This is a genomic window from Nocardia sp. NPDC046473, assembly GCF_040645995.1.
Taxonomy (GTDB): domain Bacteria; phylum Actinomycetota; class Actinomycetes; order Mycobacteriales; family Mycobacteriaceae; genus Nocardia.
This window is the reverse complement of the sequence record NZ_JBEYZJ010000003.1, coordinates 35,928-57,718: the sequence shown is the minus strand read 5'-3', so window position 1 is coordinate 57,718 and position 21,791 is coordinate 35,928. Positions and strand designations below refer to the sequence as shown.

Here is a 21,791-nt window from a genome sequence, read left to right as displayed (position 1 = left end):
CGACTGGTCGTCGTTGTGCTACCAGCCGATGAACTTCACGCCGCTCTGCTTCGCGTTGAACTGGACGTCATCGCTGAACGATACTGTTACGGTGCCCATTCCGCCCTTGACGAATTTCTTCGCCTCGTCATCCGGCTCGACGGTGACGGTCAACCGCTGCTGTTCTCCGTTGCACCCCGGCTTCTCCGTGTTCTTCTTCGTGTCGGGGTCGTAGTCGGTAATGACGAGCTTGCCGGTGCCCGTGCCTTCGGCGACGGTCTTGCCGTCCTTGTCCGTTTCTTCGGCGGAGATGCTCAGCATCTTGTGCTTCGCATCGGTGGCGCAGGTGTAGAGGACGTCGACCATCAGTTTTCCGTCTTTATCGACGGCCGCGGCGGCGACGGCAAGCGACTCGCCTTCAGCGGCCGAAGCCGCACCGCCCAAACCGATCTGCATCGCCGCGGCGATCGCCAGCGCACTGCCGGCCAGAACCTTCGATGTACGCATAGAAACGCTACCTCCCATTGCTGTTTCGGCGACGCCGGCAGCCGAGCCAAGAGCCACCTGTGCGTCATGGATTCCTGGCATAACTGCCATCTGAAACTGTGAAGCAGACTCTGGCGTGCTCATGAGAATTTTCGAACAGCGTCCATCGCATTGTCCGGGGCCCGATTGTCGACCCGAATCACGGGCCGCAAGGGCAGGCTATGTGCGGCGGCCACATGCCCTACCAGCGGAATCAGATGGATCGCGGAAAGGTTAGCGTACCCGGTGAGGTGCGGCAAAATGCCAGCTCAGCGGGTGTACGCGGGAGTGCGTGAAATGCTCTGAAATGACTGAAAATTACACCCATCCAGAACTGTCCTGGCAACGAATACGTTATTGAAGTTCGAATTGTCTGCCGACTGATCAACCCGCCAGTGCGACGCGAATCTCGCCGATACTCGGGTTCACCAGCGCACGCCCGTGCACGAGCACGGTCGGCGTGATCTCGTCCCCGCCGGTGATCGCCCGCACCTCGGCCGCGGCCTTCGGATCACGGATGTCGACCCGCCGGAACGGAATCCGCGCAAGCCGCAGCCGGGCACCGAGCCGCAGACAGTAGGGACAACCCCAGCGCCAATAGACGGTGATGGGATCGGACGGTCCGGAATCGGTCATCACTAGTCCTCGGTGCGTTCGTTGTCCTGGGCGCGTGCGGGTCCTTTCGAGCGTATGGGAAATTCGGTCGACCGGCGATGCGGCCTTGTCTACGGTCGAGTGCGTGTTCGATCGACCTCTCGACGAGGACCAGGCCACCGAAATCCTCCGTCCGGTATGGCCGGATGCGGTTGTGACCGATATTCGCGCTCGGACGGGCGGGCAGCTGAGCTCGGTCTACGAAGTGCGCTGCGCGGAGCCTGCGCGATCGGTGATCGTGAAGCTATATGCCGATCAGTGGCGCTGGAAGCAGGCCAAAGAGGTTCACGTGTATCGGCTGTTGCAGGCCGGCGGCGTGGTTCCGATTCCGGTGATCCTGCGGGTGGAGCCGGATATCGGGCCGCTGGGTTGTGCCTGCACGGTCATGACGACGCTGCCCGGCCAACCGCTTTCACACATCAGCATTTATCTCGACGACGCGCAGCTTGCCCACGTCTACCGGCAGTTGGGCGCGGCCCTCGCGGCGATTCATCACATCGAGCTGTCCGCCTACGGCTATCTGACGACCCGAATACTCGATCCGGAGCCGGACAACACCGCTTACATGACACGCCAGTTCACCAAGAAGCTCGCCGAGTTCGAACAACTCGGTGGTGACTCGGCATTGCACGCAGCTATCCGTGCCTATGTTGCGAAACGAACTCATCTGTTCCGTCGCTGCGAAGCTCCGGTGTTGTGCCACAACGACTTCCATGAAGGCAACGTTCTCGTGCAGCAAGACGCAGGCAACTGGACGGTGACCGGCTTCATCGATGTGGAGAACGCCGCTGCCGCAGACCCACTCCTGGATCTCGCCAAGACCGACTACTACGCCATCCGCGGTAACCCGGTAAAGCGAGCTGCGCTGGCGCAGGGCTATGGCCCGCTACCTGACGACTGGTCCGAACGATCGACGCTCTATCGCCTCTATCACGCCCTCGAGCTGTGGGACTGGTTCGCCTCCATCGGCGAGACGACGCCGTTGCCCGGTATCGCCGACGACATTCGCGGACTGATCTGAAACATTCGGCCGTTTGTGTCACAGAAGTGGGCTGGGGGAGTGAGGATGCAAGGTATCTCGCTGGGGCGTGGTGCTCCGGCGCCCAGGACTTAGGACCGAATTCATGGCGGAGCGAACCATCTGGATGCGAGTCGGGGTTGTTGCGGGAATGGTCGGCGCCGCTGCGGTGGGTGTCATGCCCGGCGCGGGCGCGACGGTGACGCAGGTCGGAATGTCGCCGGGGATCAATTTCGGGTCGGCGACCAATTATGGGACCGGTTGTACCTATCAGGCGAAAGCGAAGCTGACCGATGTGGTGCAGCCGGTTGTGTTCTACGACAACGGGATTCCGTTCGCTACGGTGAGACCGTCCGGCGGTGTCGCGCTCGTGGATTGGGTACCCGCGACGCCGGGGTTGCACACGATCAGTGCCGCGCAGGCGCCCGACGACAGCGTTGCGGCCAGCGTGGACCTGCGGGTCGGTAACGGCGTGCACCTGGGCTACGGCTGCAATGTCTTCGGCGGCTGAGCGCTACTCCCCATCGACCAGGTGGCGCAGGTAGCGGTCCGGATCGGCGAGGAAATCCCTGGTCAGGCGGACCGGTAGCGCCTGGTCGTAGCTGACCTCGCCGATGTCGCCGTCCTCGGCGATCTCGTAGATGGTGGCGCCGGGCAGCGCGAGCAGGATCGGGGAGTGGGTCGCGACCACGAACTGGCAGCGCTTCGCGGTCAGGTCCGACAACAGCGCCAGTACTGCCATGCAGCCACGCGGTGACAATGCCGCCTCTGGCTCGTCCAGCAGGTACAGGCCGTTCGGGAAGAACCGAAGCCGCATCAGATCCACGAACGACTCGCCATGGGAGCGTTCGTGCGGCGACACGCCACCGAAGATCGCCAACTGGTCGGGCCCGAGCTCCTCGGTTTGGGTGGCGACGTTGTAGTACGACTCGGCGCGCAGAAAGAATCGGCTGCGAGGCTTGTCGATGCCCCACTTCACCGTCAGATGGTCGCCGAGGACCGACTCGGTCGAGCGGGTGGTGAAGCGATAATGCTGGCTGCCGCCCTCCGGATTCATGCCGAGGGTGACCGCGAGCGCCTCGACGAGCGTCGACTTCCCGCTGCCGTTCTCGCCGACGAAGAACGTCACGCCCGGCGACAGCGCGAGGCTGCCCACCTCGGCGAGATGCGTCACGGCGGGCAGACAGAACGGATATTCGGCCATGTCGACGCCATCCGACGCGAACCGCATCTCGCGGAGGAATCCGGGTGTCTCGACGTCCTTGCGCACGCCCCATGGTAAATGCGCAGACCGCGTGCGGAATTGCCTGGTCAGAATTTGTTTCGCCGAGTGGTGGGCGCGGCGCCCCGGGGCTACCATCTCCCCATCCAGGCGCCCATGCGGAGGTCAGTGTTGCCGGAGTCTTCGCGCGGGACGGTTATTGCCGCTGTGGTGAGCGGCGCGCTGTCGTCAGGGGAACGGTAATGATCAGGGTCGAACTCGACATCCATTCCGACAAGCCCAATCCGAAGTGGCAGTTGGCGCCCGGGGACGAGGCGCAGCTACACGGATTGATCGCCGCGGCACCGCGATCGACGGTGGGTGATGTCGAAAACGACAGTGCCTACCGGGGTTTCATCGCGCGACTGTCGGACGAGGAGATCCTGCGGGTGCGGCGCGGCGTCATCGAGATCGCGCGCGGTGAGCAGCGGACGTATCGCACCGACGGCGATCGCGCGGTCGAACGGTGGCTGCTCGCGACCGGGCGACCGACCCTCGAATCGGGCGACTATCAGACTGTCGTTGCGGCACTGTGGGATTGACGCACTCGTAGCCCGTCGAGACACCTTCCGTCCGCGGAATTCGTCGACCCACTCTTGACGCTTTGAACATATTGACGCAATATGTTCAACATGAGCAGCGCGGCGCAGGACGCACCCTGGGGAGAAGCCTCGATCGAACTGGTCCAAGGTGCGGCGGAATGCGTTCGGCGCTTCGGGGTCAACGGTTTTCGGCTGACCGAGGTCGCCAAGATCGCCGGAGTATCGCGCGGGACGGTCTACAACGGCTTCGGCGACAAGGAAACCGCGATCAACGCCGGGCTGGCGTACCTGTGCAACGCCTTCATCGAGGGACTGGCGGCGGGCGTGCGGCCGTTGCCGACGCTGCGCGATCAGATCGGCGCGGCGGCGGCGATGATCTACGACCACGTCAAGACGCCGCAAGCCTTTTCGCCCGCGCTGCGCACCGAAAGCATCATCGTCACGCTGCTGGAGCATTACGGCGACAACCTGTGCCTCAGCTGGGCCACCTTCTGGGCGACGCTGGTCGCCGAGGCGCAAAATCGCGGCGAAGTGGACCCCGGGCTGGAGCCGCTGCATGCGGGCGACTGGATCGTGCGTGTGCTGCTCAGTTTGGAGATCTTGCCGTTCGCCGTAGCCGGTTTCGGCAGTGCGGACGACGTGCGGGCTCGCACCAGCGACTTCCTGCTGAACGGTCTCGCACCCCGTGTCACCTAGAGAGTAGAAACAGATGGCAAGTGCAGACTTCGAGGTCGCGATCATCGGAGCCGGGCCCGGAGGTATCACCGCGGCGCATCACCTATTGCGTTCCGGCCTAACGAATTTCGTAATCCTGGATCGGGCAGGCGATTTCGGCGGCAGCTGGCGCGACAATGTGTATCCCGGCCTGGCGGTCGACATACCGACCCTCTTCTACCAATTCCCCTTCGCTCGCAAGGCCGACTGGTCGCGGCTGTTCCCGGAGGGCGCCGAGATCCAGCGATACAACCAGCAGGTTGCCACGGATCTCAACCTGTACAAGTACTTTCGCGGCAACTGCACGGTAGAGCGCGAAGTATGGGACGACGAAGACCAGGTCTGGGTGCTCGACATCGCCGGGGATGAGCCGGTCCGGGCACGGTTCGTCATCAATGCCGTCGGCGGATACATCAACGCGAAATCGACCGACACCATCGCGGGCACCGACGAATTCGGCGGGACGATACTGCGCCCGAACGCGTGGGACGCCGGATACTCCTGTGCCGGTAAGCGAGTGGCGGTGATCGGCACCGGATCGAGTTCGGTGCAGATCGTCGCGGCGGTCGTCGACGCGGCCGAGCAGGTGGACGTCTATCAGCGCACTCCCTCCTGGATTCTGCCTAAGCCCGACTTCGCGTTTTCGCCACGCGCGCAACGGATTCTGGCCATCCCAGGCGTCGCCGCGGCAATCAACGGATCGGTGCTGGCGATCATGGAGCTGCCGCTGCAACTGATCTGCAACGTACTTCCGTTGCTGCCGCGCAAACTGCTCGCCGCCGTGTTGCCCCAGTACGACAAGATCTGGCGCGGCCTGTATCGAATCCTGTTGCGGAGCAAGGTGAGCAACGACGCCGACCGGAAGGCGATGGTGCCGCGCTACGGCATCCTCGCCAAGCGCCCCGTGCTGTCGAGCAGCTTCTTCAGTGCGCTCGAATCGGATTCGGCGTCGCTGGTGGCGAATCCGATCGAGCGCATCACCGCCGACGGCATTCGCACGGCTGACGGCGTGGAACGTCCGTACGACCTCATCGTCCTGGCAACGGGCTACGAGCTGTTCACCGATCCGGAAACCTACCAGGCCGGAAAGACCCTGGGCCCCAACGGCTTCGATCTGGCCGATGAGTACCGGAGCAACGGACTGCGCAGCTATGGCGGCTCGGCCCATCCCGGCCTGCCCAATCGCTGGTCGCTGGTCGCGCCGCAGGGCTTCGTCGGCGCGGCCTGGCATACCTTCGTCGACCTCACCGCGCGCCATGCCGTCCGGGTCATCACCGAGGCGGGCCGACGGAAAGCCACTGTGGCACAGGTCCGTACCGAAGCGTTCGGTCGCTGGGTCCGCAAGATGAACCGGCACGGCAAGGTCATCAGCACCTACACCGTCGACTGCAACCCCGGCCTGCGCACCTATTTCGTCAACTCACAGGGCGAGGCGCTCTACTACCGGCCGCAAACCATCAGTGGCGCACTGTGGTTCAGCCGGTTCTCGCCGATCGACGACTACTCGTTCACAGCACACAACTGAATCCATCGAGAATCGAGGGAACACTATGACCGCACTCGCCGGAAAAGTCGCACTGGTGACCGGAGCCGCTCGCGGACAAGGACGTTCGCACGCGGTCCGGCTGGCCAGGGCCGGCGCCGCCATCGTCGCCATCGATGTCTGCGCGCAGGCCACGCCGTTCAGCGGATATCCGATGGCCGAGCCCGAGGACCTGGCCGAAACGGCCCGGCTGGTCGAGGGCGAGGGGCGCAAGATGCTGTCCAAGCAGGTCGACGTGCGCGACCTGGCCGGGCTGCAGGACACGGTGGCCGAGGCCATCGCCACCTTCGGCCGCCTCGACATCGTGGTCGCCAATGCCGGGGTGTGCAGCTGGGGCCGGCTCTGGGAGATTTCGCCCGAACAGTTCCAGGAGGCCATCGACGTCAACCTGGTCGGCGTGTGGAACACCATCAAGGCGACGGTGCCCGCGATGATCGAGGCGGGCAACGGCGGATCGATCATCACCGTCAGTTCCTCGGCGGGTGTCAAGGCGCCGCCCGGCTGCGGCCATTACGCCGCAAGCAAATTCGGCGTCGTCGGGCTGACCAAGTCCCTGGCCATCGAGCTCGGCGAGTACGGCATCCGGGCGAACACGGTGCTGCCGTACGGCACCAACACCCCGCTCGGCAACGACACGTCGATGTACTCGATGTTCGAGAAGCACCCCACCTTCGTCTACAGCTTCCAGCCGAACCTGCTCAAGACCGACGGACTGGTGGAACCCGAGGAGATCTCCGAGGTCGTGGTGTGGCTGGCGGGGGATGCGTCGGGTGTCATCACCGGCGCCCAGATCCCCGTCGACAAGGGTTACCTGGCTCGGTAACCCGGCATGACATCTGTCATGCCGCAGTCGTGATGGTTGACAGATTCGCTCGCTCGTCGGCGCCCGTAGCGTCAATTCTCGTAGCGCACCGCTGAATACGCCGACGAGGAGAACTCCGATGACCATGACCAACGCCGACACCAGCACGGTCGATCAGCCCACCGAGTCGTCCGGCGGCGTGCGCACCTGGCTGGCGCCGCTCGCCCGCGATATCGCCGTCCCGGTGGGCGCCTATTTCGCCATGCACGCGCTCGGTTACAGCGATTTCGCCGGACTGCTCGCCGGTACCGTGCTCTCCGCCGCGATGCTGATCTTTCTGGCGATCCGGTCCCGGCGCCTCGAGGTGATTTCGGCAATCGTCCTGTGCAGCTTCGTCGTCGGGCTCGTGCTCTCGTTGGTCACCGGCGATGCTCGGCTGATGATCGCCAAGGATTCCGTGGGCACGGTACTGATCGGGCTCGCGTTTCTGATCAGCGCCATGATCGGCAAGCCGCTGATCTACCTGGCGGCGCGCAAGGGGATCGCCGCGAGCGGCCCGGCCAAGTTGGCCGAATTCGAGGCGGCCTACCGCACCAATCCCGACAAGCGCAGGGCGTTCACCGCGCTGTCGGTGCTGTGGGGCGGCGGCCTGCTCGGCGAGGGTGTGCTGCGGGTCGTGCTCGCCTACCAGCTGCCGGTCCACACGATGGCGTGGCTGTCGCCGGTGCTGATGATCTGTGTGGTCGGGCCGCTGTTCGCGATCTCCATGCTGGCCCGCAAGCGTGGTCAACGCGCCTGATCAGTAGCGGAATAGGCCCGGTCCACGCGGACCGGGCCTTTCGTTATGACATCGACCACAGGGTTCGCGCAGGTAGTGTCGGTTTCGTGGAGTTTGCTACCTAACGGAATGGAGAAAGCTGTGCAGATCCAGATCAATACCGGAAGCGGCATCCACGGCGGCGAAGACCTGATGCGGTGGGCGGAAGCCGAGATCGCCTCGGTGCTCGACCGTTTCAGCGATCAGCTGACGCGGGTCGAGGCCCACCTGACCGACCTGAACGGTGAGAAGGGCGGGCCGGAAGACAAGCAGTGCGTGCTGGAGGCGCGGCCCGCCGGACAGCATCCGGTGGCGGCCACCCATCGCGGGGAAACCCTCGAAGAGGCGATTCGTGGCGCGGCGGACAGCATGGCGCACCTGCTCGACAGCAAATTCGGCCGCCTGCACCACGCCAAGGGCGGCGAGACGATCAGGCACATGGCCGCGCCCGAGTAGGCGTCACGCCCCGGTGGTCGAACCCGGCCTGACGATCATCAGCACGGTGACGGCCACCCACAGCAGGTTGAAAATGCCTGTGTCCATGCCGAGTCGGCGGATCAGCGTCGGCGTGGTGCCAGGCAGGTCGGCGAGGATCTTGTGCTGGCCGGGCAGGATCAGCAGCCCGAGCACGCCGGCGGCGGCCGCGGTCAGGCCGATCGAGATGATCAGCCAGGTGTTGGTGAGCACGCCGAGGCTCAGTGCGGTGAGCGCGCCGAAGATCGGGACGAGGATGCCGAGGTAGGCATAGACCCGGCAGATGCGGTGCAGTGTGGCGAGCACGACCGGTTCGCTACCGGGCTCGGCCAGGGCTCGGCGGGTGGTCGGCGCGAACATGCTCGCGGCGACCGTCACCGGTCCGACGGCGAGGATCACGGCCAGCACATGGACCGACAGCAGAAACTTCGTCACAGCGGCGAGGCTAACGGTGAATCGGCCGGTGAGGAATAGGCGAAACTGCCACACACCGGTCGATTCTCGCCAGCCGCCCCGACATCGTATTTTGGCGAATGACGCAGGTCACAGGCATTGGCTCGAATCAGGTGGCCGCCTACGCTGAGGTCATGCATGTCGTGGCTGTGCTCGCACTGGACAAGGTCATCCCCTCCGACCTCACCACGCCGATCGACGTGTTCGGCGCGGCCAGGCTGCCCGACGGTCGAGCCGCGTACCGGGTGCGGGTCTGCGGTGTCACGGAGACGGTGGACGCCGGGGCGTTCACGCTGCGGCCGCCGTTCGACCTGACGGCGTTGGCCGATGCGGACACCATCATCGTGCCCGGCCGCGCCGATCTCGCGCTGCCGGTCCCGGACGAGGTCCTCGATGCGCTGCGGCAGGCAGCGGACCGCGGCACCCGCATCGCGTCGATCTGTGTCGGCGCGTTCGTGCTGGCGGCCACCGGTCTGCTGGACGGACACCGCGCGACAACGCACTGGGCCGCCGCCACGGAGTTCGCGGCCCGCTATCCCGCCATCGAGGTGGACCCGGACGTGCTCTACGTGGACAACGGTCAAGTGCTCACTTCGGCGGGCGCTGCTGCGGGAATCGACCTGTGCCTGCACCTGATTCGTCGTGATCAAGGCTCTGCCGTCGCCGCCGACGCGGCCCGATTGTCCGTCGTGCCGCTGGAACGTGAAGGGGGACAGGCGCAATTCATCGTGCACGACCAGCCGCCGACTCCGCGCGGCTCGGTGCTGGAACCCGTAACACGGTGGCTGCAGGACAATTTCGCAAAGGATCTGACCCTCGACGAGATCGCCGCGCAGGCGGGGATGAGCACGCGCACGCTCAACCGCCGCTTCCGGGAACAGACCGGAACCACGCCGCTGCAGTGGTTGCTGCGGGCGCGAATTCGCCAGGCGCAGTACCTACTCGAGTCCACCGCCCACCCGGTCGACCGGATCGCGGGGCAGGTCGGTTTCGGTTCGCCCACCGCGTTCCGGGACCGCTTCAAGCGGATAGTCGGCACCAGTCCGCACAGCTACCGCGCCGCCTTCCATGGGGCCGCCGTCGGCGGCTGAATCGGCGGAAAGCATGTCACGTCAAAACGGAGACTCTTACTCCGTTTCTGGTTAGAATTCAGCCGTTGAATTTCCCGATCCACCATCAAGGCGAGGGACAGGTTAGCTATGACCGCCAATGACGGAATACCCGAGCTCGACCCGACGACCATCGATTTCGAACAGGCTTATCAAGGCGGCACCATCGTCGAGGGCCTGACCATGGACCGGCTGCCATGGGAGATCGGCAGGCCGCAACCGCTGCTCGTCGAGTTCGAGCAGGCGGGCCGGATCACCGGCGACGTGCTCGACATCGGTTGCGGCCCAGGGGATACCACGATCTACCTGGCCGGCCTCGGCTATCACGTGACCGGGCTGGATTTCGCGCCGACCGCGATCGAGAAGGCGCGCGCCAAGGCCGCCGAGGGCGGTGTCACCGCGGAGTTCGCCGTCGCGGACGCGACCGTGCTCACCGGCTATGACGGCCGGTTCGACACCGTCGTCAGCAGTGCCCTCGCACATTGCCTCGATCCCGAGCAGCGCCAGGCGCACGTGGCCGCGCTGCGCCGGGTGATGCGGCCCGGCGCGCGATTGATCCAATTCTGTTTCTCCGAGGCCGACTTCTCCGACACGTACGCCCCGTACTCGATCGGCGAGGACGAACTGCGCGCGACCTTCCGAGCGCCGGACTGGAACCTCACCGAGCTGCGCGCGGGCAAGCTGACCGCGATCAAGCCGTCGCCGGAGTTCAAGGCGGTGATGGACCGCAGCGCGGCACAGCTCGAGTTCGACTCGGCGGGTTCGATGCTGCTGCCGATCTGGGTAGTGGAGGCTGAACGGGTCTGATGCCGCGGCCGATGATTTTCCGATCGTCGCTCCGTCAGATCAGGCAACACCGGCACTACTGATCCAGGAGATGGACGATGAGGAAAATCACCGCAGGCATGTTCGTTGCGATCGACGGCGTCGTCGCGGACCCGCAGGACTGGCACTTCCCGTACTTCAACGAGGAGATGGGTGCGGCGGTCTCCGCGCAGTTGGGGACCGCCGACACGCTGCTGCTCGGGCGGGTCACCTACGAGGGCTTCGCGGCGGCCTGGCCGGACCGCGAGGATGCGGGCGGCGAGGACGCGGGCATGGCCAAGTCGATGGGCGATGCCCGCAAGATCGTTGTCTCGCATCAGGACCTGGACCTCACCTGGCGTAATTCCGAGGTGCTGAAGGGTGATCTGCTCGAGGCGGTGGCCGCGCTGAAGAACGAGCCCGGCGGCGATATCGGGATGAGCGGTTCGGTCTCCATCGTGCGTCAGCTGCTGGCGGCCGGGTTGCTGGACGAGCTGCATCTGCTGGTGCACCCGATCGTGGTGGGTAAGGGCCTGCGGCTGTTCGACGATCGCGACTCGACGTTGCCGCTGCGGCTGCTCTCCTCGGAGACGTTCAGCACCGGTGTGCTGCACCTCGTCTACACCAAGGACGAGGCGGCGCCCACCGGCGGCTACGAGGAAGCGAAAGCCGCGCTGCCGAAGGACTAGTGGTCGATCCGATGCGGGCCGCCGTGCCCGGCCCGCATCGTGGGGGCTTCCAGTAAATGCGCGAGCTGCTTGACCACTTCGGCCGCCAGCACCGCCTGGCCGGCGGTGCTGAAGTGAATACCGTCCGCGCTCAACAGGTTCGGGCGATCGTTGATCGGGTGGTCCCACATGTCGATTACCGTGGCGCCGAATTCCGCGGCCAGCGTTCGGGTGAGGTCGTTGACTCGACGGACGCGGTCGCGCCAGTCCGGAAAGACCGGCACGACATAGGCTTTGCCGAGGGTGAAGACGGTCAGCCTGGCTCCGGTGCTCGCCGCCATGCGGTACATGTCGCGCAGGTTCTGTTCGATCTCGCCGAAATCGGGTGTGCGGCGGACGATATCGTTCGCGCCGGACGGTAGGTGCAGGAGGTCGGGGGCGAACTCGAGCATCTGATCTGCTTGGCGCCGTAGGGTTTCCACGGTGGTCGCCCCGTCTGTCGCGGTGTTGACATACTCGAGGTCGGGACGCACGCGGCGCAGGATGTCGGCGACGCGATCGGGCCAGCCGAGGGTGGCGTAGCCCGGGCTCGGGTCGCCGGTGCCCGCGGACAAGCTGTCGCCGATCACGCCGAATCGTTGCCACGGGGCGTCGTAGAGCAGCGCCGCGGCCTCCAGGGGCGGCAGGCAGAATGGATCGGTTTCTTCGGTGGTGGGGATCGCCACGGTCATAGACAAACAATACGTGCGTACGTATGTCTATATCAAGTGGTGTTCAGTCCTGGGTTTCCGCCATGGCGTGCAGTAGATCGCGCAGGGCTTGCTGCTGTGTGGCAGTGAGCGAGGTGAGTGGCGACTCGGCTCCGAGTAGCTCGACGGCGGTGGCGCGGCGGCGCTTGCCTGTCGGTGTCAGAACGATCTGCTTGGCGCGACGGTCCGTCGGGTGCGGTTCGCGTTCTGGCTGGTCGGTAGCAGTCAAATATGCGCCGCGGCACTGACTTTCCTGATCGGCGCGCTGGCGTTTTCGATCAGGACATGCAGACGCGGGTTGAATGGTCAGCCCGTCAGTGCTTTGGTGACTATGCCGCCGGTGATCTCCTTGGTCAGGTAGTTCGTGGAGTCGTGCGGGCTGGCGCCGTTGTCGACCGGTTCCTCGGTGATCGGGGCGACCTCGGCGCCGGGGAACGGTGGGAAGAACGGGACGAGGTCGAGGTGGGCGGCGACGAGGTCGTCGCGGTCGACCAGGTTGTGCCAGCTGGCAACGGATTTGGGGACGGTGGACGGCTTCGGGTGGAGCCGGTCGTAGATGACGGTGCGCAATCCGAGCGGCGAGCCCATGGTCAGCAGGGTCACCTCCTGATCGACCCGGTGCAGCGCCTCATAGGCCACCACTGAGCCGAGGGAGTGGGCGACGACGAGCTTGGTCTCGGGGCCGACGTGGGCGAGCACCTGCTGTTGGGCGTACTCACGGACGGACTCATCGGTGAAGTAGCGGGTCACTTGGGAAAGGGCTCGCACCACGAACTTCTCGGCCAGCCCGATGCCGAACGGCGCGAACCAGCGCAGCCGGACCAGTGCGTTGAGGGCCGGGCGCAGTGCGGCCTGGGCGCCCTGCGGTCGAGCGTCCGGCGGTGGCACGGCGACCAACCGCTGGGCGGTCGCCCGGTCGCGCTGGTCGCCCGCGTGCTCGGCGGCGGTCGCCAACCACTCCTCGGCGAGTTGCTCCATCAGCTCGAGCTGCTCGTCGTCGAGGTCGCCCACCGCGGTGCCCTGGGCGCCCTTGGCCAGGAACTGATTGCCGTAGAACGCCATCCTGGTCGAGATGTCGCCGGGTAAACCGTTGCGCCACAGGCGATCAGCTAGGTCGTTGTCGCCGTGGTTGCGTACCCCGCCCGCGAGTCCGGGCAGCCACTGCGCCTCCAGTGTGTCGGCTGCGGCCTGCTCCTGCGCGATCCCGTGTACGAGGACGATGGTTGCCAACGTCCCTCCCCTTTCGTCGGACGGTCGAGTCCTTGACGTTGCTATTTTCGCCCACCGGGCACTGCTTGTCGTCGCGGATCGTCAGTCGGTACGCCACTTGATCGAGCAGCCCATGCTCGGCCGGTGCGGTTGCGGCACCGGCTTGCCGTCCAGCACGGCTTCGATGGCGGCACGCAACTCGTTGCCGGTCAACGGTTTTCCGTTGCCGGGGGTGGATTCGTCGAAGGCGCCGCGGTAGGCGAGCGTGAGGGCCGCGTCGTAGAGGAAGAAGTCGGGGGTGCACGCGGCCTCGAAGGCGCGGCCGACCTCCTGTGCCTCGTCGACGAGGTAGGGAAACGTCCAGCCCGCGCGAATGGCCTGGTCGCGCAGCCGGATCGGCGCGTCGTCGGGATGGGTGGCGGCGTCGTTGGTGCAGATCGCCACCGTCGGCATGGGGAGCGAATCGACCACCTCACCGAGCGCCGATTCGAGATGCTTGACGTACGGGCAATGGTTGGACGCGAAGACGACGAGCAGGCCGGGCCCGCCGGCGAAGTCCGCGCGCGAATGCGTCCGGTGATCTAGATCGGGCAGCGTGAAGTCCGGTGCCGGTGTGCCGAGGGGAACCATGCGGGATGCGAGCGCCATGGAAGTGCTTCCGTCGGGATCGAAGACGGTACGAGCCTAACGCCGCTCGGCGGTGTTCGCCGGAAATCCGGGCGGCGCCATCGCGCGCTTACGTCGTCAGACCGGCCGGGTCGGTATTCGCGCCGCACACCACGACGCATACCCGCTCGCCGGGCGCCGGCCGGAACGGTGGATTGGCGCCGCGCAGTGCGGCAAGCGCTGTGGCGGCACCGTATTCGACGACGAGGCGGCGGTCTTCCCAGATGGCGCGCCGCGCCGCGATGATGTCGACGTCGTCGACGAGGACCGAGGTGACGTTGTAGTTCTGCGCGGCATACAGCGCCAGTTCGGTGGCCCGGCGGGCGCCGAGGGAGTCGGCGGCGATCGAATCGATGTCCACGTCGACCAGGTGCCCCGCCTCGATCGACGCGTTGAGGGCACGGCAGCGCGACGGCTCCACCGCGATCGTCCGGACGCCGTAATGATCCGCGGCGGTGGCTATTCCGGCGAACAGCCCGCCGCCACCCACGGCGACCACCACGGTGTCGAGGTCGGGGAGTCGCTGATGGATCTCCTCCATCAGCGTGCCCGCGCCCGCCGCGATCAGCGGGTTGTCGTAGGCGTGCGACAGCAGAGCGCCTGTCGTCGCGGCGAATTCGCGACTGGCCGCAAGCGCGTCGGCGTACTGCGTGCCGATCAGCGTGACCTCGGCGCCATAGGAGTGCAGCCGGTCCACCTTCACCTTCGGCGCGGTGGCCGGCAGGAACACCGTGGCCCGCACGCCCTGGCTGCGCGCGGCCCAGGCGCAGGCCAGTCCGGCATTGCCGCCCGACGCGATGGTCACGCCCGTGTCCGGCAGCGTGCCGTTCTCTCGATGGGCGAGCAGGAAGTTCAGCGCGCCACGCGCTTTGAAGCTGCCGGTGTGCTGCAGGAACTCCAGCGCGAAGCTCAGGTGCCCGTCGTCGGCGAGGGCAATCGGCCGGACCCGGCCCGCCACCCGCTCGACGGCGGCCTTGATATCGCTGTGGGTCAGTTCCATCGGCTTCCTCAGTGTTCGCGGCGGTGCGGTGCGAACTCCAGGGTAAGCAGCGCGGCGGCGGCGATGACGACCTCGCGCCAGCGGATCAGCACGTAGCGCTGGTCGGTCAGCGCGTGGAACTTGCGCAGGAACCGATACAGCGACTCCAGCCGGATCAGCGGATCACCAAGGTGCACAGCCACATAGATCAGCTTCGCCGTGCGCGACTTCGCCTTGTCGGCGAAGAGCTCGGGAAACGGCGCGAAGGCCAACGAGATCCGGTGGATGTCGTGCTCGCGGGCGTAGTCGACCAGGTCGATGATCATCCGCTCGTCCAGGCCGTTCGGCGCGTCCTTGCGCCGCCACGGTACGTCGAGGGTGAGCTCGCGGCCGCGGTTGGAGACACCGTAGCGCTGGAAGCCCGACAGCGTGCCGTCCTCGTCCTTGGCCATGACCACCAGCATGTTCGGGTTCCGCCCGTCCAGCAGATGGTCCAGGATCATCGAGAAACCGCGGGTCTGCCTGCCCCTGCCCCACGAGTCGACGATGGCGAGCAGCCCGTCGCGTTGGGCGTCGGTGAGCGCGGACTCGTCCACGATCTCGGTGCTGACGCCGAAATTGCGGGTGCGGCTGACGGCTTGGCGCAGGTTGCGGAAGTTCCTGCCGACCAGGGCGAAGTTGTCCACGTCGATCACCACGTCGCGGCCGATCGGAACGGCGTGCAGCCCACGGTGATCCAGCGCGCGGCGCTGCCACATCTCGGCCAGGTCCGGGCTCGCGCCGAGCACCGCGATCCGCCAGCCCTGGTTGATCGCGAATTCGGAGAAGTCCGTGAGCAAGGCGGGGAACGCCGCGCGGTCGCCGATCGGATCGCCCGCCACCACGGCGATGCCGAAGCGGGTGCGGTAGCCGATTCCGGCGGTCGAGTTCGCGTTGAAGAAGTAGGTTTTCGAGGAGTGCAGGGCGAACGGGGCCAGCGGGTCCAGTTCGGTCCGGCCCACCAGTTCGGCGACGCGATAGAGCTGTTCGGGCTGTGGCTTGCTCGACTGCGGCAGCACCATGATGAATCCGCTGGAGGCGAGCAGCACGAAACCGATGCCGGGGTGCTCCGCGCGGTAGGCGAGGCTCGCGATCGCCAGCACCAGGACGGCGACCGCGAAGTGCGCCAAGGTGATCGGACGCCGCAGGTGCAGACCGCGGGCGACGAAGACGCCCGCCACCGCGATACCGACGAACCATGCGTGGTCCGCGCCGTCTTTCGCTGCGGGGTGGGCCGCGTACACCAGGAACACGCTGACGATCAGCGCGACGCCGATGAAGACCGGACGGGTAGAAGGAGTGGTCGTGAGTGCGGCCTGCCGGTACCCGGTGAAGCCCGAGTAGCGCTGAGCCGCCGCTGCCATGCCCCGTTCGTCACTCACGCCTGGACTCCACCCCGTTGTCGCGTTCCTCCATCCACACCAGCTCTGCCATGTGGTCCTCCCGATGATCGCCTACTCACAACACTATGCGGAACCGGCGGTTCCAGCGGCAACGGCCCCCGAAAACCGGCCGGTTGGTCGCGTAGTGGCACACCCGGCCTGGCGGCTGGAGTCGATGCCGACTCCAGCCAAAACATCGGATGAATAGTTCTTTATTCCGCGTTGACGGTGCGATTCAGCAGAGCCAGGAGATCATGCAGGTGGCGCTGGTATGCGTCCTCGCGATAGGCGGGCGTGTCCCGCATGGTGAAACCGTGCTGGGCGTCCGGATAGACGACCGAGGTGTAGCGAACGCCCGCCTTGTCGAGCGCCTGCTCGAGGCGGGTGATGTCCTCGGCGGGCATGGACGAGTCGTGGTCGGCGTGCGCGGTGAACAGTTCGGCGGTGATATCGGCCGCGGTGTGGTGCGGGCTGTCCGGCCGGTCGTCGGCCGCCAGAAAACCGCCGTGGAAGCTGGCCGCCGCGGCCACCTGGTCACCGAAGGTCGCCGCGGTGCGCAGCGCGAGCCGGCCGCCCATGCAGTAGCCCGTCGTCGCCAGCGCGCCCGGCGCCACCAGCTCGTTGGCGGACAGCCACGCGAGGTAGCCGTGCGCGTCCTGCATGGCCTTGTCGGGGGTGAGTGCCGCGCGCACCGGGCCGAGGGCTGCGAAGAACTCGCCCATCGCGTTCGGCTCGGTGAAATCGGGCACGGGCCGCACCGGGGCGTGGCCGGAGCGGTAGAAGACGTTGGGCGCGAGTACGGCGAACCCATGCGCGGCAATGGTTTCCACCATCTCACGCAGCCACGGTCGCAGGCCGAGCGCGTCCTGATAGAACAGCAGCCCCGGGTGGGCGGCGCCGTCGTCGGGATGGGCGAAGTAGGCGTCGGCGGTGCCGTCGGGCAGTGGGATTTCGACCGCGTGGAACGCGACAGGTGAAGTCATCAGGTGTTTGGCGCGGGTACTCCCTCGTTCGAGGGGGAGGGGAAGCGCCATCCTCCTTTCGCTGGTTGGGTGGTGTGGTTTGTCGGTGGTGGCGGTTAGGTTGTCGGGTGTGGAGGAGGTGGTGCGGTATAGCTATCGGCTGCGTCCTGGTGTGCGGGCGGAGCGGGCGTTGGTCGCGGAGTGGGGTCGGTGCCGGTTTCAGTGGAATGAGGCTGTGTATCAGCAGAAGTCGGGTGCACGTCTGAGTTTCGGCAAGCTGGGTAAGTTGCTGACTGAGGCGCGGGGGCGGACAGGGTGGTTGCGGGAGGGGTCGCAGGTGGCCCAGCAGCAGATGCTGCGCACTTATGCGCGGGCCCTCGAGGATTCGTTCAAGGTCAAGGGGCGTGGTCGGCCAGCGTTCAAGCCACGGAAGAAGGCGCTGCCGTCGCTGGAGTACACCGTGCGCGGGTTCAGCATCGGTGACGGCAGGCTGGTCCTGGCGAAGGGGGTGAGTATCCCGGTGGTGTGGTCGCGGGAGCTGCCGTCGGACCCGACGTCGGTCCGTATCACCTGGGACAGTGTAGGGCATTGGTATGCCTCGTTCGTCGTCCACCGGGAGGTGGAAACCGTGCCGGTAGCGACCGGTGGTGTCGGTATCGACTGGGGTGTGAGCGTTACCGGCTACGGCCAGCGACACCCGGTTCGACCTGCCCTTTCTGGGGCACCGGAAGCGGTGCGCGGCGGAACTGGCGAAAGCGCAACGCCGCATGGCGCGTCGGCGCAGCGGCAAAGGGCGCCCGCAGTCTCGCGGCTATCAGCGGGCGACTCGCGAGGCTGCGAAGCTGCTCGAGAAAGCGGCCCGTCAAACCCGACATGATTCGCGGGTGTGGGCGAGACGTGTTGTCGCCGAGCATGGGTTGGTGGCGGTGGAGGATTTCCGGCCGAAGTTTCTGGCGAAGTCCACGATGGCGCGTAAAGCCGCGGATGCGGCGATCGGTGCGGCGAAGCGAGCGTTGATCGAGTGTGGTGTGCGGGCTGGCCGGAGGGTGGTGTTGGTTCAGCCCGCCTATACGTCGATGACGTGCAGTGACTGTTTTGCGAGAGCCAAGCGAATGGAACTGTGCGAGAGAACCTTCCGGTGTTGCGACTGCGGTTATACCGCTGGTCGGGATCGGAACGCTGCCAGAGTGATTCTGGTTGTGGCAGAACGCGGCCACAACAGTGTCGAGGACGTGAGACAAGCGGGTCACCTCCCTCAGGTGGGTGGTTCGGTTGCGGTCTGAGCTGTGAATCTCCTGCTTCAGGCAAGGGAAGCGTTAACAGACGAGTCTCCGTGTAATGGTGACAACGAACGAGCCAACATTACTCCGGCAAATTACTGAATAAATCGGCGATTTCGGGCGCGTGTAGTCTCCATTCGACTCCGAAGTTGTCATGCTCTGTCTGTCGGCGGCGTGCACATGATCACGACGAGCACCCCGCAGTTCGATCGCTGATCCGTACCAATCGCCGGGTAAGTGGGCGCGACGAGAGGGTTTGATCTGTGAAATTGATTTGGCTGGTGGGTCCGGCGCTGGTCGCGGTCGTCGTGTCGGGGTGTTCCGACGACAAGTCGGCGAGCAAGGAATCGTCCTCGTCGAGTAATCCGGGGACCTCCAGTTCGGAACCGAGCACGTCCGCTTCGGGCGACGACAGCGAAACCGGTGGTGGCGTGCGGATCGCGCTCGGCGAGACCAAAAAAGTCGCCGTTCCGGCCGACGCCGTGATGGATATCCGGATGCCCGCCGAGTGGGGACCGGCCGCAAATGAGCTGCGCTGCACGGTGGTCGACAGTTCCGGCCGGAACGAAGATCTCCGTTCCTCGGATGTGAAAAAGACCGAATCGGTGAATGGCAAGGACTGGATGACGGTGTGGACGTTTTCCGCCGCCCCGGTCGGCGATGTCACGGTCGGCTGCACCGACCCTGATTCGAAAATCGCCGCCGCACACCCTGACGCGTTCGTCCGGGTCGTGCCGCGCGGCGTGTTCCCCACCCCGCCACCACGCTGAGCCCGCCTGTTCGGATCCACTGAATCGTCGACCGTCGAGCATGTCGGAGGGTGGCGGTAGCGTCGAGGATGTGGACGATGCCTGGGATGGTCTGGGGTATCGGGAGCGGCCGTCCAGGTTCGGGGAGGCCGTGGTGTGGACGCGGACGGTTACTGGCGACGACGCCGGGTCGCCGGTGTTACCGGACGGATGTATTGATCTGTTGTGGGTTGGCGGGCGGCTGCTTGTCGCGGGGCCGGACACTCGGGCCTATCGGCCGGTGGTGGCGGTGGGGACGCGGTATGTGGGGCTTCGGTTTTTTCCCGGGACTGCGCCTGCGTTGCTCGGGGTGCCTGCGGATGAGTTGCGGGATCAGCGGATAGAGCTGGCCGATGTGTGGTCGTCGAGGACGGTGCGGCGGTTGAGTGAGCAGCTCGGCGAGGCCGATGATCCGGTGTCGGCATTGGAGCGGATCGCGTTGCGGCGGGTCGAGGAGGTGGCGCCGCCCGATCCGGTGTTGCGGCGCGTGGTCGCGGCGTTGGACGCGGGGTGGTCGGTGGGGGCGACCGCCGAGGCGGCCGGGCTGAATACGCGGCTGTTGCATCGGCGTTCGCTGGCGGCGTTCGGCTATGGGCCCAAGACGTTGGCGCGGGTGTTGCGGATGCAGCGCGCGCTGGCGGCGGCGCGGCGTGGGATGTCGTTCGCCGACACCGCCGCGTCGACCGGGTTCGCGGATCAGGCGCACTTGGCACGGGAGGTGCGCGATCTCACCGGAATGCCGTTGGGGCAGGTACTGACTCGGTCGACCGGGGCGGTGTCGGAAGGACCGGACCCACTGCGGATGGTGGGCTGACAAGTCGTGTCGGGTTACGGGCCGAGCACAGGAATCGGCCCGCCGCGGTGACTGATCATCCAGGCGAGCACCGCGCGGGCGGAGTCGGCTCAGTCGGTGGTCGGGAGCGCCGCGTAGAGGTCGATGCCGTTGCCGTCCGGGTCTTGGACGACGGCGTAGCGCTGGCCCCAGAAGGCGTCCCAGGGCTTCAGCTCGCCGTGGTAGCCGGCGTCGGTGAGGTCGGTGTAGACGGAGTCGACCTCGGCGGGGCCGGCGCAGCGGAAAGCGAGTCCGATGCGACCCGCGCTGGTCGGAGGTTGCCAGTCGGCGTGGAAGGACCGGATGGTGGCCTCGGTGTCGAGTGCCAGCCGGAAACCGTTGGGCAGGGCGGTCTCGGCGTGCGGCGCTGCCTCGGAGCCCGCGGGGAAGTCGAGGCCGAGGCGGCGGTAGAAGGCGACCGAGGCGGGCATATCGGTGACGACGATGCCGATGACGTCGAGTTGTGGAGTCATACCCGCACGGTAATCAGCCAGGCCCCGGCCGGTCTTGAACGAATCGGACAGTGCGCGGTTCTTCGCACGCGCGATTCGCGCTGTACAGCCCCCGCCATGCAGAGGGTGTGCGAGGAACGAAGCGGATGTGCGAAGACGCTCAGCGGGCGAGGGCGGGGACGAGTTCGGCGATCAGGTTTTCGACCAGGATTTGGATGCGGTCGCGGATGGTGCGGACCACGTCGATGGTTTGCCCGGACGGATCGGGCAGCACCCAGTCGCGATAGCTGATGCCGGGGAAGAACGGGCAGGCGTCGCCGCAGCCCATGGTCACCACCACATCGGAGATGCCCACCGCGTCCATCGTCAGCGGCTTGGGGGTCTGGCCCGAGATATCGATGCCGACCTCGGCCATCGCGGCGACCGCGACCGGGTTGAGTGCGGCGGACGGTGCGCTGCCCGCGGTTCGCACCTCGATCCGGTCGCCCGCGAACGCGGTGAGGAACCCGGCGGCCATCTGCGATCTGCCCGCGTTGTGCACGCAGATGAACAGCACGCTGGGCTTGTGCGGCATAGAAGCGCCTTTCGGTGAGCGGATCTGAAGCTTGGACTGTCTGTGCTGCCAGATAAGGGTTATCCGGCGTGTTGAGGCCGAAACGCTGTCGAAGCGTACGGGATACGTATACCAGCGCGACGAAGATCGTTACTGCGGACAGGTCCTCGTCCGCATTGACGCCCGTTGCGGTTCAGGGCATAGGGCTCGAAAATTGTTGCTGCACAGCGGTTGCGCGGACGCCCCTCGGTTGCTGCGATGCTGTGCTTGTCGGGATCGGCAGGACGTCGTTTTCGGACTGGACGGTTTTGTAAGAAGGCTGGCGCCGGATTCTGCTCGGGCAATGGGCGCGTGGCGAGAGTCGTTGGCGCACAACGGGTTGCCAGCGTGTAATCGGCCGATGTCCGAACTGGGCGGTATCACCCGCGTTCGTGTCAACTGAGAAGATGGCAACACACGCGTTGGTGATTGCCGAAAGCTACTGCCGCACAACAAAAACGGCGCCGTAGCCGGAGGTGGCCACAGCGCCGTCGCAGC

27 protein-coding genes are annotated in these 21,791 nt (G+C 66.0%); 14 read left to right on the top strand and 13 right to left on the bottom strand.

Features of this window, described 5'->3' with window-relative positions:
- Positions 1-18: 18 nt before the first annotated feature.
- Both ABZ942_RS10280 and ABZ942_RS10275 read right to left on the bottom strand, forming a co-directional pair.
- Positions 19-567: a hypothetical protein gene (locus ABZ942_RS10280; RefSeq protein WP_357380449.1), complete on the bottom strand. Its 549-nt coding sequence runs from the start codon at positions 565-567 to the stop codon at positions 19-21.
- 321 nt (positions 568-888) lie between these two features.
- Positions 889-1,140 (bottom strand): glutaredoxin domain-containing protein, encoded by a 252-nt coding sequence (locus ABZ942_RS10275; RefSeq protein ID WP_357380448.1) that lies wholly within the window; start codon positions 1,138-1,140, stop codon positions 889-891.
- A 103-nt stretch (positions 1,141-1,243) separates the two neighbouring features.
- Here ABZ942_RS10275 and ABZ942_RS10270 point away from each other — a divergent pair, with 103 nt between their 5' ends.
- Complete coding sequence (locus tag ABZ942_RS10270) at positions 1,244-2,179, top strand: aminoglycoside phosphotransferase family protein (protein ID WP_357380447.1); 936 nt, start codon at positions 1,244-1,246, stop codon at positions 2,177-2,179.
- A 103-nt stretch (positions 2,180-2,282) separates the two neighbouring features.
- Positions 2,283-2,687 (top strand): hypothetical protein, encoded by a 405-nt coding sequence (locus ABZ942_RS10265; RefSeq protein ID WP_357380446.1) that lies wholly within the window; start codon positions 2,283-2,285, stop codon positions 2,685-2,687.
- Between the two features lie 3 nt (positions 2,688-2,690).
- On the opposite strand, the gene ABZ942_RS10260 is transcribed toward ABZ942_RS10265, so the two are convergent.
- Entirely contained in the window at positions 2,691-3,446 is a 756-nt protein-coding gene (locus ABZ942_RS10260) for an AAA family ATPase (protein WP_357380445.1), read from the bottom strand.
- 194 nt (positions 3,447-3,640) lie between these two features.
- Between ABZ942_RS10260 and ABZ942_RS10255 the strand changes: the two genes are divergently transcribed.
- The 6 genes from ABZ942_RS10255 to ABZ942_RS10230 all read left to right on the top strand — a co-directional run bounded on the left by ABZ942_RS10255 (position 3,641) and on the right by ABZ942_RS10230 (position 8,311).
- On the top strand, positions 3,641-3,979 hold the full coding sequence (locus tag ABZ942_RS10255; protein WP_357380444.1) for a hypothetical protein: 339 nt from the start codon (positions 3,641-3,643) through the stop codon (positions 3,977-3,979).
- 90 nt (positions 3,980-4,069) lie between these two features.
- Positions 4,070-4,675, top strand: coding sequence for a TetR/AcrR family transcriptional regulator (locus ABZ942_RS10250; protein WP_357380443.1), 606 nt, complete (start codon positions 4,070-4,072; stop codon positions 4,673-4,675).
- A gap of 13 nt (positions 4,676-4,688) precedes the next feature.
- Positions 4,689-6,218, top strand: a complete 1,530-nt coding sequence (locus ABZ942_RS10245; RefSeq protein WP_357380442.1) for an NAD(P)/FAD-dependent oxidoreductase — start codon at positions 4,689-4,691, stop codon at positions 6,216-6,218.
- Positions 6,219-6,243: 25 nt separating this feature from the next.
- On the top strand, positions 6,244-7,059 hold the full coding sequence (locus ABZ942_RS10240) for a mycofactocin-coupled SDR family oxidoreductase (RefSeq protein ID WP_357380441.1): 816 nt from the start codon (positions 6,244-6,246) through the stop codon (positions 7,057-7,059).
- Positions 7,060-7,177: 118 nt separating this feature from the next.
- A complete protein-coding gene (locus ABZ942_RS10235) occupies positions 7,178-7,837 on the top strand; it encodes a VC0807 family protein (RefSeq protein ID WP_357380440.1) in 660 nt (219 codons plus the stop codon).
- A gap of 120 nt (positions 7,838-7,957) precedes the next feature.
- Entirely contained in the window at positions 7,958-8,311 is a 354-nt protein-coding gene (locus ABZ942_RS10230) for an HPF/RaiA family ribosome-associated protein (RefSeq protein ID WP_357380439.1), read from the top strand.
- A gap of 3 nt (positions 8,312-8,314) precedes the next feature.
- Here the strand turns inward: ABZ942_RS10230 and ABZ942_RS10225 are convergent, their stop codons facing one another.
- Positions 8,315-8,764, bottom strand: coding sequence for a hypothetical protein (locus ABZ942_RS10225; RefSeq protein ID WP_357380438.1), 450 nt, complete (start codon positions 8,762-8,764; stop codon positions 8,315-8,317).
- A gap of 152 nt (positions 8,765-8,916) precedes the next feature.
- Here ABZ942_RS10225 and ABZ942_RS10220 point away from each other — a divergent pair, with 152 nt between their 5' ends.
- The 3 genes from ABZ942_RS10220 to ABZ942_RS10210 all read left to right on the top strand — a co-directional run bounded on the left by ABZ942_RS10220 (position 8,917) and on the right by ABZ942_RS10210 (position 11,384).
- Positions 8,917-9,873 (top strand): helix-turn-helix domain-containing protein, encoded by a 957-nt coding sequence (locus ABZ942_RS10220; RefSeq protein WP_357380437.1) that lies wholly within the window; start codon positions 8,917-8,919, stop codon positions 9,871-9,873.
- 108 nt (positions 9,874-9,981) lie between these two features.
- Complete coding sequence (locus tag ABZ942_RS10215; RefSeq protein WP_357380436.1) at positions 9,982-10,698, top strand: class I SAM-dependent methyltransferase; 717 nt, start codon at positions 9,982-9,984, stop codon at positions 10,696-10,698.
- 77 nt (positions 10,699-10,775) lie between these two features.
- Positions 10,776-11,384 carry a dihydrofolate reductase family protein gene (locus ABZ942_RS10210; RefSeq protein WP_357380435.1) on the top strand — a complete coding sequence of 203 codons (609 nt, stop codon included), beginning with the start codon at positions 10,776-10,778 and terminating at the stop codon, positions 11,382-11,384.
- Here ABZ942_RS10210 and ABZ942_RS10205 read toward each other — a convergent pair.
- The 7 genes from ABZ942_RS10205 to ABZ942_RS10175 all read right to left on the bottom strand — a co-directional run bounded on the left by ABZ942_RS10205 (position 11,381) and on the right by ABZ942_RS10175 (position 17,370).
- On the bottom strand, positions 11,381-12,094 hold the full coding sequence (locus ABZ942_RS10205; protein ID WP_357380434.1) for an SGNH/GDSL hydrolase family protein: 714 nt from the start codon (positions 12,092-12,094) through the stop codon (positions 11,381-11,383). The two genes, ABZ942_RS10210 and ABZ942_RS10205, sit on opposite strands and share 4 nt — an antisense overlap.
- A gap of 43 nt (positions 12,095-12,137) precedes the next feature.
- Positions 12,138-12,341 (bottom strand): hypothetical protein, encoded by a 204-nt coding sequence (locus ABZ942_RS10200; RefSeq protein ID WP_357380433.1) that lies wholly within the window; start codon positions 12,339-12,341, stop codon positions 12,138-12,140.
- Positions 12,342-12,418: 77 nt separating this feature from the next.
- Positions 12,419-13,342, bottom strand: a complete 924-nt coding sequence (locus ABZ942_RS10195) for a hypothetical protein (protein ID WP_357380432.1) — start codon at positions 13,340-13,342, stop codon at positions 12,419-12,421.
- A gap of 81 nt (positions 13,343-13,423) precedes the next feature.
- Complete coding sequence (locus ABZ942_RS10190) at positions 13,424-13,969, bottom strand: thioredoxin family protein (RefSeq protein ID WP_357380431.1); 546 nt, start codon at positions 13,967-13,969, stop codon at positions 13,424-13,426.
- Positions 13,970-14,057: 88 nt separating this feature from the next.
- Complete coding sequence (locus tag ABZ942_RS10185) at positions 14,058-14,987, bottom strand: threonine/serine dehydratase (protein ID WP_357380430.1); 930 nt, start codon at positions 14,985-14,987, stop codon at positions 14,058-14,060.
- An 8-nt stretch (positions 14,988-14,995) separates the two neighbouring features.
- Positions 14,996-16,387, bottom strand: a complete 1,392-nt coding sequence (locus tag ABZ942_RS10180; RefSeq protein WP_357380429.1) for a phosphatidylglycerol lysyltransferase domain-containing protein — start codon at positions 16,385-16,387, stop codon at positions 14,996-14,998.
- A gap of 212 nt (positions 16,388-16,599) precedes the next feature.
- Positions 16,600-17,370 (bottom strand): dienelactone hydrolase family protein, encoded by a 771-nt coding sequence (locus ABZ942_RS10175; RefSeq protein WP_357380428.1) that lies wholly within the window; start codon positions 17,368-17,370, stop codon positions 16,600-16,602.
- 686 nt (positions 17,371-18,056) lie between these two features.
- Between ABZ942_RS10175 and ABZ942_RS10170 the strand changes: the two genes are divergently transcribed.
- The 3 genes from ABZ942_RS10170 (at position 18,057) to ABZ942_RS10160 (ending at position 20,231) form a co-directional block, all read left to right on the top strand.
- A complete protein-coding gene (locus ABZ942_RS10170) occupies positions 18,057-18,632 on the top strand; it encodes a transposase (RefSeq protein ID WP_357381827.1) in 576 nt (191 codons plus the stop codon).
- Between the two features lie 260 nt (positions 18,633-18,892).
- A complete protein-coding gene (locus ABZ942_RS10165; RefSeq protein ID WP_357380427.1) occupies positions 18,893-19,399 on the top strand; it encodes a hypothetical protein in 507 nt (168 codons plus the stop codon).
- Between the two features lie 70 nt (positions 19,400-19,469).
- A complete protein-coding gene (locus tag ABZ942_RS10160) occupies positions 19,470-20,231 on the top strand; it encodes a helix-turn-helix transcriptional regulator (RefSeq protein WP_357380426.1) in 762 nt (253 codons plus the stop codon).
- Positions 20,232-20,320: 89 nt separating this feature from the next.
- Here the strand turns inward: ABZ942_RS10160 and ABZ942_RS10155 are convergent, their stop codons facing one another.
- Positions 20,321-20,722, bottom strand: coding sequence for a VOC family protein (locus ABZ942_RS10155; RefSeq protein WP_357380425.1), 402 nt, complete (start codon positions 20,720-20,722; stop codon positions 20,321-20,323).
- Between the two features lie 139 nt (positions 20,723-20,861).
- Positions 20,862-21,275: an arsenate reductase ArsC gene (locus ABZ942_RS10150; protein WP_357380424.1), complete on the bottom strand. Its 414-nt coding sequence runs from the start codon at positions 21,273-21,275 to the stop codon at positions 20,862-20,864.
- Positions 21,276-21,791: the final 516 nt, after the last annotated feature.

Excerpts from the sequence above, each read along its gene's own strand:
- ABZ942_RS10240 (WP_357380441.1), top strand. The coding sequence starts at position 6,244 with ATGACCGCACTCGCCGGAAAAGTCGCACTGGTGACCGGAGCCGCTCGC.
- ABZ942_RS10255 (WP_357380444.1), top strand. The coding sequence starts at position 3,641 with ATGATCAGGGTCGAACTCGACATCCATTCCGACAAGCCCAATCCGAAG.
- ABZ942_RS10250 (WP_357380443.1), top strand. The coding sequence starts at position 4,070 with ATGAGCAGCGCGGCGCAGGACGCACCCTGGGGAGAAGCCTCGATCGAA.
- ABZ942_RS10150 (WP_357380424.1), bottom strand. The coding sequence starts at position 21,275 with ATGCCGCACAAGCCCAGCGTGCTGTTCATCTGCGTGCACAACGCGGGC.
- ABZ942_RS10205 (WP_357380434.1), bottom strand. The coding sequence starts at position 12,094 with ATGACCGTGGCGATCCCCACCACCGAAGAAACCGATCCATTCTGCCTG.
- ABZ942_RS10220 (WP_357380437.1), top strand. The coding sequence starts at position 8,917 with ATGCATGTCGTGGCTGTGCTCGCACTGGACAAGGTCATCCCCTCCGAC.
- ABZ942_RS10210 (WP_357380435.1), top strand. The coding sequence starts at position 10,776 with ATGAGGAAAATCACCGCAGGCATGTTCGTTGCGATCGACGGCGTCGTC.
- ABZ942_RS10175 (WP_357380428.1), bottom strand. The coding sequence starts at position 17,370 with ATGACTTCACCTGTCGCGTTCCACGCGGTCGAAATCCCACTGCCCGAC.
- ABZ942_RS10190 (WP_357380431.1), bottom strand. The coding sequence starts at position 13,969 with ATGGCGCTCGCATCCCGCATGGTTCCCCTCGGCACACCGGCACCGGAC.
- ABZ942_RS10155 (WP_357380425.1), bottom strand. The coding sequence starts at position 20,722 with ATGACTCCACAACTCGACGTCATCGGCATCGTCGTCACCGATATGCCC.
- ABZ942_RS10215 (WP_357380436.1), top strand. The coding sequence starts at position 9,982 with ATGACCGCCAATGACGGAATACCCGAGCTCGACCCGACGACCATCGAT.
- ABZ942_RS10185 (WP_357380430.1), bottom strand. The coding sequence starts at position 14,987 with ATGGAACTGACCCACAGCGATATCAAGGCCGCCGTCGAGCGGGTGGCG.
- ABZ942_RS10245 (WP_357380442.1), top strand. The coding sequence starts at position 4,689 with ATGGCAAGTGCAGACTTCGAGGTCGCGATCATCGGAGCCGGGCCCGGA.
- ABZ942_RS10265 (WP_357380446.1), top strand. The coding sequence starts at position 2,283 with ATGGCGGAGCGAACCATCTGGATGCGAGTCGGGGTTGTTGCGGGAATG.
- ABZ942_RS10235 (WP_357380440.1), top strand. The coding sequence starts at position 7,178 with ATGACCATGACCAACGCCGACACCAGCACGGTCGATCAGCCCACCGAG.
- ABZ942_RS10280 (WP_357380449.1), bottom strand. The coding sequence starts at position 567 with ATGCCAGGAATCCATGACGCACAGGTGGCTCTTGGCTCGGCTGCCGGC.
- ABZ942_RS10275 (WP_357380448.1), bottom strand. The coding sequence starts at position 1,140 with ATGACCGATTCCGGACCGTCCGATCCCATCACCGTCTATTGGCGCTGG.